Below are 13,569 nucleotides of genomic sequence, written 5' to 3' on the forward strand. Positions count from 1 at the left end.
ATAAATCCGTGACAATCTGCCCAATCCGCAGCTTGTCCCGCAATGGGCGGGATCATCCGCGTTCCCTTGTTATCTCCAATTTAATTCCAGGGCAAAACAGCTTTTACCTTCCTTATTGATGGTAAAATAATCCTGATTACCCTCAGTACCAGTGGTTATCTCAACCACATCGCCAAGCATCAGCTCGCGCATATAGTTGATGTCGAAGCTTGCCAGGCGGTTATTTAGTATCGGTTTCGGTTCGATGGCATCCAGGCACCACTCCAGGTATTTTACGTTGTTCGCATGGAATACGATGTCAAGGTCGGATAAAACCACTGTCCGTTCGGAATGCAGCGCCGCTTCGCGTGATATGTCCACCTTCTTAAACGTTTCAACGGTAGCACGCCTTTCGGGGTACTTTTCAAAATGCTCATGGGGGAGGGCGAGGGCTTCGGGCCTGCGCAGCCTGGTATTGAATACCGCCCAAAATGTTTCGGAACCGGCAATCTTCTTATCGCCCAGGTACATTTCCAGAGCGCGTATTGAGCGCGACCCCTGCAGGTCGTATATCCATGTTTTTACGGTAACCGTATCGCGCCATTTCGGCAACTCATCAATTTCCACGCGCATCCGGCTCAGTACCCACGCCTGGTCGTGCTCCTGCATGTCGGTAAAGCTTAGCCCGCCCAGTTCGGCGTGGCTGCCGGCGGTAAGCTGGAGCAGGTTGCAGAGTTCGGTGTGCTTCAGCAGGCCGTTGGGCGTGCATTGCAGGAAATTGATTTCCCAGTCCTGGGAATATACAGACTCAAATTTGTCGGATATGGGCATTATCGTATGCTTTCAATGTGGTTAATAATGTCTTCTGCCGGCGTGGTAAAATCGAACCATTTGGCCTGCTCATTGCGTTGGAACCAGGTCATCTGCCTTTTGGCAAAACGGCGCGTGTTCTTTTTTATTTCTTCCAGGGCTTCCTCCAGGGCCAGATCGCCGTCGAAGTGGGCGAACAGTTCGCGATAGCCTACCGTTTGCAGTGCATTTAGTTTTTTGTGCGGATAAAGTGCACGTGCTTCCTCCACCAACCCGTTGGCAGCCATGATATCGACACGCTCGTTGATGCGGCTGTAAATGGTCGCCCTGTCCGCTTCCAGCCCAATTATGATGGGAGTGAAACGGCGGGAATTTTTTTTGATGTTCAGGAAGGAGGAGTAGGCCCTCCCGGATCCGATGCTCACCTCAAGCGCCCTCATGAGCCGCTGCGGGTTTTCGAGTGCGACCTTTTCGTAGTGTATTGGGTCGACCACTTTCAGCCTCTCCTGAAGGTAGCTGATACCGTATTTTTCGTATTGGGCGATCAGGTCTTCGCGTACCGAAGGATCAACATCGGGAAAGTCGTCAAAGCCTTTTAGCACGGCATCGATGTACAGCCCTGAACCGCCCACCATTACAGCAAAATCATTGGTTTGGTACAGCCCGTCAAGCTTTGCAAGGGCATCGCGCTCAAAGTCGCCCACGGTATAGTCGTCAAATATGCTGATATTCTGTATGAAATGATGCGGCGCGCCTGCCAGCTCTTCGGCAGAAGGTACAGCCGTGCCAATGGCCATCTCTTTAAAGAACTGCCTACTGTCGGCCGAAATGATGTCACAGCCAAAGTGCTGCGCAATCTTTATGGACAGCGCTGTTTTGCCTATGGCCGTCGGGCCTATGATGGTGATTAGGTATTTGGGTGAAGTATCCATTAATTGATCTTATAGCCGCAATTATAGCAGAATTTAGCATTGTCCCTATGGTGTTCGGCACCACAGTTGGGGCACGACTGTGTGTTTTCATGGGGCGGGGCGGTAATGAATTGTGCCGTTACCAGCCCTGTAGGCACCGCAATGATGCCATATCCGAGTATCATAATGAGCATGGAGACGAACTGCCCTACAGGCGTAACGGGTGTAATATCGCCAAAGCCTACCGTTGTGAGGGTAACGATTGTCCAGTAAATGCTTACGGGTATGCTGGTAAAGCCGCTTTCCGGCCCTTCGATCATGTACATCAGCGTGCCGAGTATGATGCAAAGCACAATAACGCTAAAGAGGAATACTGCTATCTTGACCCTGCTTTTCTTTAATGCGGCCAAAAGCTGGTTTGATGCGCCTACGAAATGCACGAGCTTGAGTATCCTGAAAATGCGGAGCAGCCGTATCGCCCGTATGGCAATGAGGAAACCTGTGCCGGGGAATAGCAATCCGAGGTATTTTGGGAGCGTCGCCAGCAGGTCGACTATGCCGTAAAAGCTGAAGATGTAGTTCCACGGGCGGTTACCGGCCACAATGCGGGCAATGTATTCCAACGTAAAAAAGATGGTCACCACCCACTCAAGAACTGCAAGCTCATATCCATACTTTATCTTGATGGAGGCCACGCTTTCCAGCATCACCGCAATAACGCTGATGAGTATGATGATGATAAGGCTGAGGTCGAAAAACTTTCCCGCAGGGGTATCGGCTTCATAAATGACGGTATGGAGCTTTTTCCTGAAAGTTTCCGAAATGATAGGCATGAAGGAGATTTTAGTTTTAATAAAAATACGAAATCTATCAGAAACGTACTATTTTCAGGCCTTTCTTTTTATGCATGTAGTTGCGGATGATGCGGCGAACATCCTTATTATCCTCCATGGGGACAATGATGTTTTTTAATATGTCAATCTTGTGCACCTGGTAGTTGAGGTTGAAAAAGCCATAGCCTTTGTACACCCCGTCCTCGATCAGCACCACACTGCGCTCTTCCACGGTACGCCCCCGGTCAATGATGGCCATTGTCTGGTTGCTGAAGCTGTTCTCCAGTATGTATTCATTAACACGCAGGTTGTATTCTCCAGGCGGTTCCTTTTGCAGGCAGGCACCGTTGCATTCGCCCAGCTCATAGGGGAAACAATGATCTTTTGCCGTCGGGTCCATGCCGTTTACCTTTTGGCACAGCCTGTAAGTTTCGGTAGCTTTAAAGAGGGCGCTTTTGCCTTCTGCGGGCCCGGCAAACGATAGGACCTCTTTCCTGCGGGCATCGGTCTTTTGCAGCTTCAGGGCAATATAGCCGTTGGCGTCTGTTTCGGCATATATCGACCACGGGAAGATATTCTTCTTCAGTGCGGCATTATAGGTTGGCCTGTTGGCTTTTATCTCGCTGCACTCCTTCAATAATGCAATGAGTTCACTGCCTGTGGCTTCATAGTTGACCGTAAAGGCCAGTTTTTGTATCTTTTTAGATTTGGACGAAGTGCCTGTAAAATGCTGGTTGACGCGTTTTTTGATGTTGCGGCTCTTGCCGAGGTAGATCATTTGCCCGTCTTCCTTATGGATGTAATATACACCAGTTATCGAAGGAATGCTGTCCAGCAGATCCATCAGCTTTGGTGCCAGGCCTTTTTTCACTTCGGTTTTTATCAGGCTTTTCAGGATTTCCTTTTCAACATCTTTTTCCTGTAAAAGCTTGAAGAGGTGTACTGTTGCAAGTGCATCGCCGGTGGCACGGTGCCTGTCGGTCATGGGGATGCCCAGGGCACGGACAAGCTTGCCGAGGCTGTGGGAAGGCTGTTCCGGAAGCAATTTCTGCGAAAGCTCTACGGTACACAGTGTTTGTTTTTCGAAGTCGTAACCCAGGTTGCGGAACTCCGTGCGGAGTACGCGGTAATCGAACTGGGCGTTGTGCGCCACGAGTACGCAGCCGTCGGTAATCTCGATGATGCGCTTGGCCACCTCATAAAACTTGGGCGCGCTGCGCAGCATGGCATTGTTGATGCCGGTAAGCTTCACTACAAAGGGCTGAATGGGTTTTTCCGGGTTTAAGAGGCTGATGAACTGGTCAACGATTTCATGCCCGTCATATTTATAAATGGCAATTTCGGTGATTCCTTCTTCGTTAAACTGCCCGCCGGTAGTTTCTATGTCGAGTATTGCGTACAAAAAATCTTATCTAAGTATTATTGCTTAAAGATACAAAGTTCGGGAATTTAAACCACACTCCTTGTCTAAATAAACAAATAACCAAATTACCGCTTTCCAAAAATACTGCTCCCTATCCGTACCATGGTACTGCCGCAATCCATGGCGATTTTGTAGTCGCCGCTCATGCCCATCGATAAAGTTGACAGTTGACAGTTGGCGGTGGAAGGTTGCTTACTCAGGCGGTCAAAGTTATCTTTTAGATGTGTAAATTCCCTTCGTATTTGGACTTCATCATCGGTAAAGGTAGCCATGCCCATAAGCCCCGTAACGCGGATGTTTTGCAGCTGTTTAAATTCAGCGGAGGCCAACAGGTCGTTAAGTTCGTTTTCGTCCATGCCAAATTTTGTATCTTCCTCAGCAATGTGCATTTGCAGCAGGCAGTCGATAACACGGTTGTGCTTTTTGGCCTGCTTGTCAATTTCAGCCAAAAGCTTCAGGCTGTCCACGCCGTGCACAAGGGTCACGAACGACGCCATGTACTTGACTTTGTTGGTCTGCACGTGGCCTATCATGTGCCATTGGATATCCTTTGGCATCTCCTCATATTTGGCGGCCATTTCCTGTATCTTGTTTTCCCCGAAAATGCGCTGCCCGGCGTTGTAGGCTTCCATCAGGTCGGGCACCGGCCAGGTTTTGCTTACCGCGACCAATGTAACATGGGGCGGGAGGGAGGATTGTATTTTATTAAGATTGTCTTTAATCGTCATGATTGGAAAAATCTGAAATCTACATTCTGAAATCTGAAATTATATCTCATAAACCACCAGCCCACTCCTGAACTTTGGTTCAATATACGTGCTCTTCGGTGGCATGATGAGGTTGTTATCGGCCAGGTGTTTTATTTCTTCAATGCTGGCTGGGAAGAGCGTAAAGCCGACTTCGTATTCGCCCTCATCCACCATTTGTTTTATAGCGGTCACGGGCTTGCTGCCGGGAATGTACTCAATGCGGCTGTCGTTGCGCAGGTCGGTAATGCCCAGCAATGGCTGCAATACTTTATCGTATAATATTTGTGCGTCCAATGCCTCGGCCACCGAACTAAAGGTAGTGTTTTTCAGGTAAAGCGCATAGAAATCGCCGTCCAGGTACATCCCGTATTGGAATTTTGCTTCCGGTTTCCACAATTGCTGGCCTTTGTTTTCAATCGTGAAGTCAGACGAAAGTGACTTGAGGAACTTATCTTTAGTCAATCCGTTCAGGTCATGGATGATGCGGTTGTACTCGTAGATTTTCAGGTCGTTTTCCGAGATGAGGAAGCTCATGAAGTAGTTCAGGTTTTCATTACCCGATGCCTTGTCCTCGTCATACAGCATTTCCGCCGAAGCCGAACGGTGGTGCCCGTCGGCAATGTACAGGCTCTCCATGGCACCGAATTTGTCCTTAAGCCATTGTATCTCGGCATCGTCCTTTATCCGCCACAGCGTATGCTTGTCACGGTTGGGCGACGAGAACAAATACAACGGTCGTTTTTGCTTTTTGGCGGCTATCCATTCGGCGATCTCGTTGTTTTCAGGGTAGGTAATGAGCACCGGTTCGGTATTGAAGCCCGTCTGGTGCAGGTAGTCCTTAAAATATTCCACGCGGTACGCCAGGGTATCCTCGTGTTTTTTGATGACATTGTTCTTGTAATCATCAATCGATGTACCGGCAATGATGCCTGTATATACCCGGCTCTTGCTCTGGATCTCGTACAGGTAAAAAACCGGGTTTGCCTCATGCTTCAGTACCTGCTCGTGTTTGAACTCTTCATAGCGTGTCTTCACCGCCCTGAACCGTGTGGATGCAGAAATCTTCAGTTGATTTACATAGGCAGGGTTCAGCACGTGCAGGAACGAGTACGGGTTATAGTCCAGCTGCGAGGCGAGCTCGGCGGGGCTGTAATCGTCGTAGGAGCGTGAGGTAACCAGCGCTGCCTTGTCGCGCGCCGGCCGCACCGCCCTGAATGGGATTATTTTTGCCAAATTTTATTGGTTTCAGGTTTTTAGATTGAATATTCAGGATCATTTGTCGTTATAGTGTCCCATTGCCGAAACTATGAATACGGTCACTATCCGTTCTTCGACACGATAAACAAGCCGATCTTTTTGATTTATGCGTCTTGACCAGTATCCGCTAAAATCATGTTTTAACTGTTCCGGCCTGCCTTCGCCTTCATAAGGAGTTACAGTAAGCTCTAAAAGTATTTTTTCAATCTTTTTGATTATAGGTTTGTTGCCCGATTTAAAGTGAGCTTGAAGATCTTTTCGGGCATCAGAAGTAATTTCTACAAAATATTTTCCCATACATTGTCAGGATTTATACGTGTAGTTTTGCCTTTCTTTATATCTGCCTCACCCTTTTTTATTTTATCTGTGAATTCAGGAGTGTAACCGGATTTATCTTTTTCTTCGATTTGTACGAATGGCAATACTTTAAGGTATTCTAAGAATGCCTTGGCCTGTTTGCTCCTGGGGTTTATTTTAATTGTAATTTCCATGGCCGATATTTTTACTAACAAATATAAGAAAATAGCAACAAAGAGGCAAAGTTGAATGTATCTACTTTACCTCTTTGCCACTTTAAAACTTTGTTACTTCTTATACGCTACCTTCTCTGCCTTTTTACTCTCGGAGTAATCATAAAAGCCCTCGCCGCTCTTCACGCCAAGCTTGCCGGCGCGTACCATGTTTACCAATAACGGGCATGGGGCATATTTAGGGTTTTTAAAGCCATCGTACATAACATTCAGGATGGAAAGGCATACGTCAAGCCCAATGAAGTCGGCGAGTTGCAGCGGCCCCATAGGGTGCGCCATGCCCAGCTTCATTACAGTGTCGATTTCGTATACGCCTGCAACGCCGTTGTAAAGCGTTTCAATTGCCTCGTTGATCATCGGCATCAGGATGCGGTTGGCTACAAAGCCCGGGTAGTCGTTCACCTCTACCGGAACTTTGCCCAGCTTTTCGCTAAGCTCCATGATGGTTTTGGTCACTTCATCCGATGTATTGTACCCGCGGATGATTTCTACCAATTTCATGATAGGCACCGGGTTCATAAAGTGCATCCCGATCACCTTGTCCTGCCTTGACGTTACAGCGGCTATCTGCGTAATGGATATTGAGGAGGTATTGGTAGCCAAAATGGTATGAGGCTCGCAATAATCATTCAGGTCCTTGAATATCTGCAGTTTCAGGTTTACGTTCTCGGTAGCAGCCTCCACTACAAGGTCAACGTTCACTACACCATCCTGAATGTCGGTATAGGTCACGATATTGCTGATGGTCTTGTGCTTATCCTCTTCTGTTATCGAGCCTTTTGCCACCATCCTGTCCAGGTTGGCCGCAATGGTCGCCATGCCTTTGTCCAGCGATTTTTCCGATACATCGATAAGCTTTACATTAAACCCGCTTTGCGCGAAGGTATGTGCAATCCCGTTGCCCATGGTACCCGCGCCAATTACAGCTATGTTTTTCATTTTTTAACTATGTTTAGTTTGTTTGTTGTTTGTTTATAAAATCGATCACCTTTTTAATTTCGTTCAACAGCTGCTCTTCGGTAGGAAGAATGAGTTTGTACTGGCTTGCCAGTATTGTTTTGTTGTCTTCCGGCAGTGAGAATTTCACTACCGCATTGTTTTTATCGGCGCAGAGCAAAACGCCTATCGTAGGTTTTTCATGCTCCACTTTTTCCACACGGTCAAAGTAGTTCACATACATCTGTAGTTGGCCAATGTCTTCGTGTGTCAGTTTATGTGTTTTGATTTCAAACACCACAAAGCATTGCAGCAGCCTATTATAGAATACAAGGTCAACGAAGAATTCGTCGCCATCCAGATGTAGCCTTTTTTGACGTGCTACAAACGAAAACCCGTTGCCCAGTTCTAAAAGAAAATCCTGCAAATGGGTAATGATTGCCTGCTCTAAATCCCGTTCATAGTAGGCACTTTCACGCCTGAGACCTAAAAACTCAAGAACCATCGGGTCTTTAATAATTTCTTCAGGCCTTGTAGGCAGCTGTTCATTTCGCGCTACAGCCAAAACACTTTCCTTATCATTGCTCAGTAGCAACCGTTCGAAAAGCTGGCTGTTTACCTGCCGTTCCATTTGCCGTACCGACCAGTTGTTCTTTACCGTTTCGGCAATGTAGTATTCTCTTTTGTCCTGATCTTCAATGCGCAAAAGTAATCGATAATGACTCCATGTCAATTGTGAACGCAGTGTGTTCACAATTGGGAACATCCTGTAAAATTGTCTGTACCAATTTAAGTTTCGGAAAGAAAACCCACTACCAAACTCAGGCTGTAAAGCTTCAGACAATTGCTTTACAAGATACGTTCCATAATCAGCACGTTTTTTTCCACGCTGTTCTTCATTAAAAATGCGTTCGCCAATGTGCCAGTATAGCAGCGTCCGCTGGAAGTCAACCGTACGTATGGCGGTTTCCCTCGCAGTGGCTATGAGGTTTTTTATTTCGTGGATGAGGCCGCTGTCCTGAAGCACTTGAGTTATTTCAAATTATTCTTCGATGCCTCTATGATTCGGTAGGCTATCCTTAATGCTTCGGTACCATCTGCTAAAGTAACTACAGGCGTAGTGTCGTTGTTGATGGCATCGGCAAAGGTTTCCAGTTCGTCGAGGATGGCGTTATTGGCCTGTACATCGGGATTGTCGAAGTAAATCTGCTTTTTAACGCCCTCGGCATTTTGCAGAATCATGTCGAAATCGCCCGGTACTTCCGGTGCGTCCTTCATTTTTACCACTTCGCATACCTTGTCAAGGAAATCGACCGATATGTAGGCATCCTTCTGGAAGAACCTCGACTTGCGCATGTTCTTCATCGAAATGCGGCTTGACGTAAGGTTGGCCACACAGCCGTTCTCAAACTCGATGCGGGCGTTGGCAATGTCCGGCGTATCGCTGATCACCGCCACACCACTTGCGTTGATGTGCTTTACGGGCGACTTCACCACGCTCAGTATCACGTCGATATCGTGTATCATCAGGTCGAGCACCACGGGCACATCCGTCCCGCGAGGGTTGAACTCCGCCAGGCGGTGCGTTTCGATGAACATCGGGTTCTCTATCATCGCTTTGGTAGCAATGAATGCCGGATTGAAGCGCTCCACGTGGCCTACCTGCCCCTTTACATTATGTTTTTCGGCAAGCTGCATGATCTCCTCGGCTTCTTCAACCGTGTTGGAGATAGGCTTTTCCACAAAAACGTGCTTCCCGGCAAGGATGGCCTCTTTGGCGCAATCGTGGTGCGAAAGGGTAGGGGTTACAATGTCCACCACATCTACGGCGGCAATGAGTTCGGCTATGGTGTCGAATTTCCGGTAGCCGAATTCCTGGGCCACCTTATCGGCATTTTCGCTGTTTGGGTCATAAAAACCTGTTAGCTCGTATTTTTCAGACTGGTTGAGCAGGCGGAGGTGGATCTTCCCGAGATGCCCCGCGCCGAGTACGCCAACTTTTAGCATAAGAAGTATATTTTAAACAAAAATAACATTATTTGGATTGATTTTCCAAAAGCGGTGTTTAAAATTAGTCAGCCACGAATTACACGAATTACTCAAATTTTCCAATGTTGCCTGATTTCGCCTGGATGACAGAATGGGTGAAATTCGTGTAATTCGTGGCTAAAACTTATAATCTCCGTACTCTTGACAAATCACAAAAATGTTTCCTATTTTTACCGCAACTAATACAAGCCGCAATTGAAAGACACAGCCAAACATCAGGGACTTCGCAATCAGTTGGTAAGCGTTTTGGAACAGAAAGGCATTACCGACAAAAACGTATTGGAAGCCATCCGCAAGATACCACGCCACCTGTTCCTCAACTCGTCGTTCGAGGATTATGCCTACCAGGACAAAGCCTTTCCCATTGGGGCAGGGCAGACCATTTCGCAGCCCTACACGGTGGCTTACCAGTCGCAGTTGCTGGAGGTGGAAAAAGACCACAAGGTACTGGAAATAGGCACGGGGTCAGGCTACCAGACTGCGGTGCTGTGTACCATGGGGGCTAAAGTGTATAGTGTTGAAAGGCAGAACGAACTGTTCAAATCGACATCGCTGCTGCTTCCGAAATTAGGGATGCGCCCCAAACACCTTTCCTTTGGCGATGGCTATAAAGGATTACCCAATTTCGCACCGTTCGACAGCATCATTGTAACCGCAGGCGCACCAATGATTCCGAAACCTTTGATGGCACAGCTAAAGATAGGTGGCAGGCTGGTAATTCCCGTGGGTGGCGAAAGCGAAAACCAGGTCATGACGCTATTGATACGCAAAAGCGAAACGCAATTCGAAAAGCACGAATTGGGGAATTTCAGGTTTGTGCCGTTGCTGGAGAATAAGAATTGATGTTTTTCACCACATAGATACATAGGTTTTATAGCCAATGTTTGCTGTGAGAAGACATACGGGCATATAGATGAAACGAAGCTTCGAACTATGAGTAGCTCTATTAAAACTTTAGCCACCTCAACAAGCTATGTATCTATGTGGTTAAAAAGACTGACAACTTAAATCTTCATTGTGAGTTGTTTTACAAAGTTGTTATATTTACAGCATTAACCCCTTTCCAATGAAACACCTACTTACCGGCCTGGCCGTTATAGCGGCATCCCATTTCACATCGGCGCAAAGCCTTGAAAAAATGCAGTGGTTCAACGAGCCGTCGCAATGGCAGATAAAAGACAAAAGCCTCATTATGCAGGTAACGCCAAAGAGCGATTACTGGCGCATTTCGCACTATGGCTTTACGGTAGATGACGCGCCTTTTTACTACGCCACCTACGGCGGTGAGTTCGAGGCCAAAGTAAAGCTTACCGGTGCCTACAAAGCCCGCTTTGACCAGATGGGACTGATGTTGCGCATCGACCATAAGCATTACATCAAGACAGGTGTGGAGTTTGTGGACGGCAAGTTCAACGTGAGTACTGTGGTGACGCACGACAAGAGCGACTGGAGCGTAACGCCGCTGGATAAAGTGCCGCCGTTCATCTGGATAAAGGTGGTGCGCAGGCTGGATGCGGTAGAGATTTACTACAGCCTTGACGACAAAACCTGGATCATGACGCGCAATGCCCCGCTACAGGATAACACCCCGGTTATGGTAGGCCTGATGGCTGCCTCACCTGATGGCAATGGCTTTGAGGCGAAGTTCGAGCATTTTTCTGTAAAGCATTTGCCGGACCAAAGGAGGCTGGAATGGCTGGAGGAGCATAAGGAGTGATTTATTAATTGGTTGTATCAAAGTAAGTTGCTATGACTTGGAATGAAATTCAAAAACAGTCGGATATAATTCTCTCCTGTGGGCTGAATAAACTCAAAACAGAATCTTTTAGTTATTTAGGAGATATCAAAGAAAAAGGATTTGGCAATTATTTGATTTCTTTGGACGGTAAAGCATTATATATTGGAGAAGGTAGTGATCTTTTAAAAAGGCTTAAGCAACAATTTGCGCCAAAAACCTCAACGTTTTATAAAAACTTTAAAGGATTGAATGATGGTAAATTAGTTACTATTGATAATTTTCAAATACAATGTATACAGTCTAACATTGGTAGGAAAGAAATAGAGGAATTCGGTATAGTAAATTTGCCAACAACACTCAACAGATTTCAAATTGGGAAAAGAAGCAATTATTGTATTGCTGATCAAAATGGACTTTGGAACACTACACAAGAAATTCATTCAGACATATTAAAACAAGGTGAAAATATAGTTTTAAATTCAAAATTTACAAATTGGTTTGATGCTAAAATCATTTCTAATGCTGGGCTATATCTGGTAATCGATAAATCCGGGGCGCTTTTATATATTGGTGAAAGTTCAAACGTTGGTGAACGTATTATTACGCATTCGAAAAGATCTTACTTTTCTGCTCTTAGGCGGCATATAGGTACTAACGTTTTAGATTTTCAATTAAAAGAAATGAATGGAAAATTTCGATATTTTTCTGAAATCGAGGAGATGGCGATTAATGATTATTTAAAAAAATGCAAACTCGTAATCTTCCCTGTTTCATTTGGAAGATATGAACTTGAAGAATATTTAATTCAAAAGTACAAGCCCGTATTAAATAGGAAGAATAATAAAGACTAAATAGGGTACTACTTATAAATCTTCTTAATCCTGTCCAGATCCCTTTTCGTATCGCGCTCTTTCATAGTTTCGCGCTTGTCGTAGTTTTTCTTACCGCGGCACAGGCCTATTTCCAGTTTGGCAATGCCTTTTTCGTTGGTAAACATCCGTAGCGGAATGATGGTAAGCCCCTGGTTCTGCACGCTTTTGTGGAGGCTTTTCAGTTCCTTTTTGTTGAGCAGCAGCTTGCGTTCGCTTTTAGGCTTGTGGCTAAAGCTGCGGCTAAAGGCATACTCCTCGATATTGGTATTGATGGCAAACAGCTCCATGCCCTGGAATTCGCAAAAACTCTCGGCAATGGAAGCCTTGCCCAGTCGGATGGATTTGATCTCCGACCCGGCCAGCACAATGCCTGCATCATAGCGCTCTAATATTTCGTAGTCAAAGCGCGCGCGCTTGTTGAGTATGTTTACCGTTTTTTGCATAGGGATGCAAATTTAGTTACAATAGTTTAAAGTAGCAATAACAGGCAGGTGGAAAAGATTGGGCTTAGCCACGAATTACACAAATTCATTTGGAACGCGGATGACGCGGATAGGGCGGATGGACACGGATTTTCTCTCCGCACCGTCATTGCGAGCGGAGGCACGTAGCGCGGCAATCTTTCCTCCGTTACTACCATTCGTGGGTGCATTGAAAGATTGCTTCGTGCCTCGCAATGACGGACCGTTCATGATTTGGATCAATTCATAATCCATAATTCATAATCATAAACACACGCACGCTCTCCACCTTTTCATTTGCAATCTGCACGATGTACACCTTTCCGAATTCCTCCTCGGCAATGTCGGCATGCTTGTTTTCGCCCAATGCCTTGTTCACATAGCCGGGAATGGTATTGCTGTGCCCCACCACGACCACCGATTGGTTATGGTGCTGTTTAGCCAGTGTAATGAGGTCCATCTCGCGTGGGCCGTATTCGGTTACCTGTAGTTTTTGGACATCTGCCAAGGGCTGTGCGGTCTCGCGCGTGCGGTTGTAGGGCGTGGCATACACTGCCGAAATGCCTTTCCCCGCAAAATACTGTGCCCATTTTTGAGCGCGCTTTTTGCCCGCTTCAGACAGGTGTGTGTTGGCACTCATGTCGGCTTTCTCGGCGTGGCGTATCAGGTAAATGGTGGTGCTTCTTTCCTGTGCAGATGCTATCGTCATAAAAAATAATGTTGCTATGAGGTGGAATAGTTTCATGTCTAAAGTTTCAAAGTTTTTACGGTAATCATATAAAATTAGTAAAATTCTGTCTGATGTGGTTTTGATTTTTACGACAAAGTTCTCCAGGGTTGCATGGGGATCATAAAGCTATGTTGACGCACACAAAGTGAAGTGCAACCTTTGTGCCCTTTGAGCTCCGCATTCTATGATATAAAACAATTAAAATCAGTAAAAAATTATCCTGCGAATTTATATGTATTTATAAAGGGTGACTGTCTATTGATTACAGAGAATACTCTGCTAACTATCTTA

General features: G+C 46.2%; 16 protein-coding genes. 3 read left to right on the forward strand and 13 right to left on the reverse strand.

Annotated features, from left to right (window positions below):
* Nucleotides 1-69: 69 nt before the first annotated feature.
* The 11 genes from OGH69_RS17415 to OGH69_RS17465 all read right to left on the reverse strand — a co-directional run bounded on the left by OGH69_RS17415 (nt 70) and on the right by OGH69_RS17465 (nt 9,435).
* A complete protein-coding gene (locus tag OGH69_RS17415; RefSeq protein WP_265175775.1) occupies nt 70-810 on the reverse strand; it encodes an acyl-[acyl-carrier-protein] thioesterase in 741 nt (246 codons plus the stop codon).
* Nucleotides 810-1,721 carry a tRNA (adenosine(37)-N6)-dimethylallyltransferase MiaA gene (gene miaA, locus OGH69_RS17420; protein ID WP_265175776.1) on the reverse strand — a complete coding sequence of 304 codons (912 nt, stop codon included), beginning with the start codon at nt 1,719-1,721 and terminating at the stop codon, nt 810-812. Before miaA ends, OGH69_RS17415 begins: the two co-directional genes overlap by 1 nt.
* Complete coding sequence (locus OGH69_RS17425; protein WP_265175777.1) at nt 1,721-2,533, reverse strand: ion transporter; 813 nt, start codon at nt 2,531-2,533, stop codon at nt 1,721-1,723. The genes miaA and OGH69_RS17425 overlap by 1 nt, the downstream gene beginning before the upstream one ends.
* Nucleotides 2,534-2,570: 37 nt before the next feature.
* The gene (locus OGH69_RS17430) at nt 2,571-3,935 is read right to left on the reverse strand and encodes an exonuclease domain-containing protein (RefSeq protein ID WP_265175778.1); all 1,365 of its coding nucleotides are present in this window, start codon (nt 3,933-3,935) and stop codon (nt 2,571-2,573) included.
* 86 nt (nt 3,936-4,021) lie between these two features.
* The gene (locus OGH69_RS17435) at nt 4,022-4,684 is read right to left on the reverse strand and encodes a YggS family pyridoxal phosphate-dependent enzyme (RefSeq protein WP_265175779.1); all 663 of its coding nucleotides are present in this window, start codon (nt 4,682-4,684) and stop codon (nt 4,022-4,024) included.
* 39 nt (nt 4,685-4,723) lie between these two features.
* Complete coding sequence (locus OGH69_RS17440; protein WP_265175780.1) at nt 4,724-5,938, reverse strand: DUF1015 domain-containing protein; 1,215 nt, start codon at nt 5,936-5,938, stop codon at nt 4,724-4,726.
* Nucleotides 5,939-5,977: 39 nt separating this feature from the next.
* The gene (locus OGH69_RS17445; RefSeq protein ID WP_265175781.1) at nt 5,978-6,259 is read right to left on the reverse strand and encodes a Txe/YoeB family addiction module toxin; all 282 of its coding nucleotides are present in this window, start codon (nt 6,257-6,259) and stop codon (nt 5,978-5,980) included.
* Nucleotides 6,241-6,453, reverse strand: a complete 213-nt coding sequence (locus tag OGH69_RS17450) for a DUF2683 family protein (protein ID WP_265175782.1) — start codon at nt 6,451-6,453, stop codon at nt 6,241-6,243. The genes OGH69_RS17445 and OGH69_RS17450 overlap by 19 nt, the downstream gene beginning before the upstream one ends.
* Before the next feature lie 93 nt (nt 6,454-6,546).
* Nucleotides 6,547-7,431: a 3-hydroxyacyl-CoA dehydrogenase family protein gene (locus OGH69_RS17455; RefSeq protein WP_265175783.1), complete on the reverse strand. Its 885-nt coding sequence runs from the start codon at nt 7,429-7,431 to the stop codon at nt 6,547-6,549.
* A gap of 13 nt (nt 7,432-7,444) precedes the next feature.
* The gene (locus OGH69_RS17460; protein WP_265175784.1) at nt 7,445-8,455 is read right to left on the reverse strand and encodes a PDDEXK nuclease domain-containing protein; all 1,011 of its coding nucleotides are present in this window, start codon (nt 8,453-8,455) and stop codon (nt 7,445-7,447) included.
* A 5-nt stretch (nt 8,456-8,460) separates the two neighbouring features.
* Nucleotides 8,461-9,435 carry a Gfo/Idh/MocA family protein gene (locus OGH69_RS17465; RefSeq protein WP_265175785.1) on the reverse strand — a complete coding sequence of 325 codons (975 nt, stop codon included), beginning with the start codon at nt 9,433-9,435 and terminating at the stop codon, nt 8,461-8,463.
* Nucleotides 9,436-9,672: 237 nt separating this feature from the next.
* Between OGH69_RS17465 and OGH69_RS17470 the strand changes: the two genes are divergently transcribed.
* From OGH69_RS17470 to OGH69_RS17480, 3 genes are all read left to right on the forward strand, one after another.
* Nucleotides 9,673-10,320 (forward strand): protein-L-isoaspartate(D-aspartate) O-methyltransferase, encoded by a 648-nt coding sequence (locus OGH69_RS17470; RefSeq protein WP_265175786.1) that lies wholly within the window; start codon nt 9,673-9,675, stop codon nt 10,318-10,320.
* Nucleotides 10,321-10,543: 223 nt separating this feature from the next.
* Entirely contained in the window at nt 10,544-11,194 is a 651-nt protein-coding gene (locus tag OGH69_RS17475; RefSeq protein WP_265175787.1) for a DUF1349 domain-containing protein, read from the forward strand.
* A 32-nt stretch (nt 11,195-11,226) separates the two neighbouring features.
* A complete protein-coding gene (locus tag OGH69_RS17480) occupies nt 11,227-12,066 on the forward strand; it encodes a GIY-YIG nuclease family protein (protein ID WP_265175788.1) in 840 nt (279 codons plus the stop codon).
* Between the two features lie 8 nt (nt 12,067-12,074).
* Here the strand turns inward: OGH69_RS17480 and smpB are convergent, their stop codons facing one another.
* Together smpB and OGH69_RS17490 are read right to left on the reverse strand one after the other, a co-directional pair.
* Nucleotides 12,075-12,530 carry an SsrA-binding protein SmpB gene (gene smpB, locus OGH69_RS17485; RefSeq protein ID WP_265175789.1) on the reverse strand — a complete coding sequence of 152 codons (456 nt, stop codon included), beginning with the start codon at nt 12,528-12,530 and terminating at the stop codon, nt 12,075-12,077.
* A gap of 262 nt (nt 12,531-12,792) precedes the next feature.
* Nucleotides 12,793-13,293 (reverse strand): SixA phosphatase family protein, encoded by a 501-nt coding sequence (locus OGH69_RS17490; RefSeq protein WP_265175790.1) that lies wholly within the window; start codon nt 13,291-13,293, stop codon nt 12,793-12,795.
* Between the last annotated feature and the right edge of the window lie 276 nt (nt 13,294-13,569).

This window comes from Flavobacterium sp. MFBS3-15 (assembly GCF_026107645.2).
Taxonomy (GTDB): Bacteria; Bacteroidota; Bacteroidia; order Flavobacteriales; family Flavobacteriaceae; genus Flavobacterium.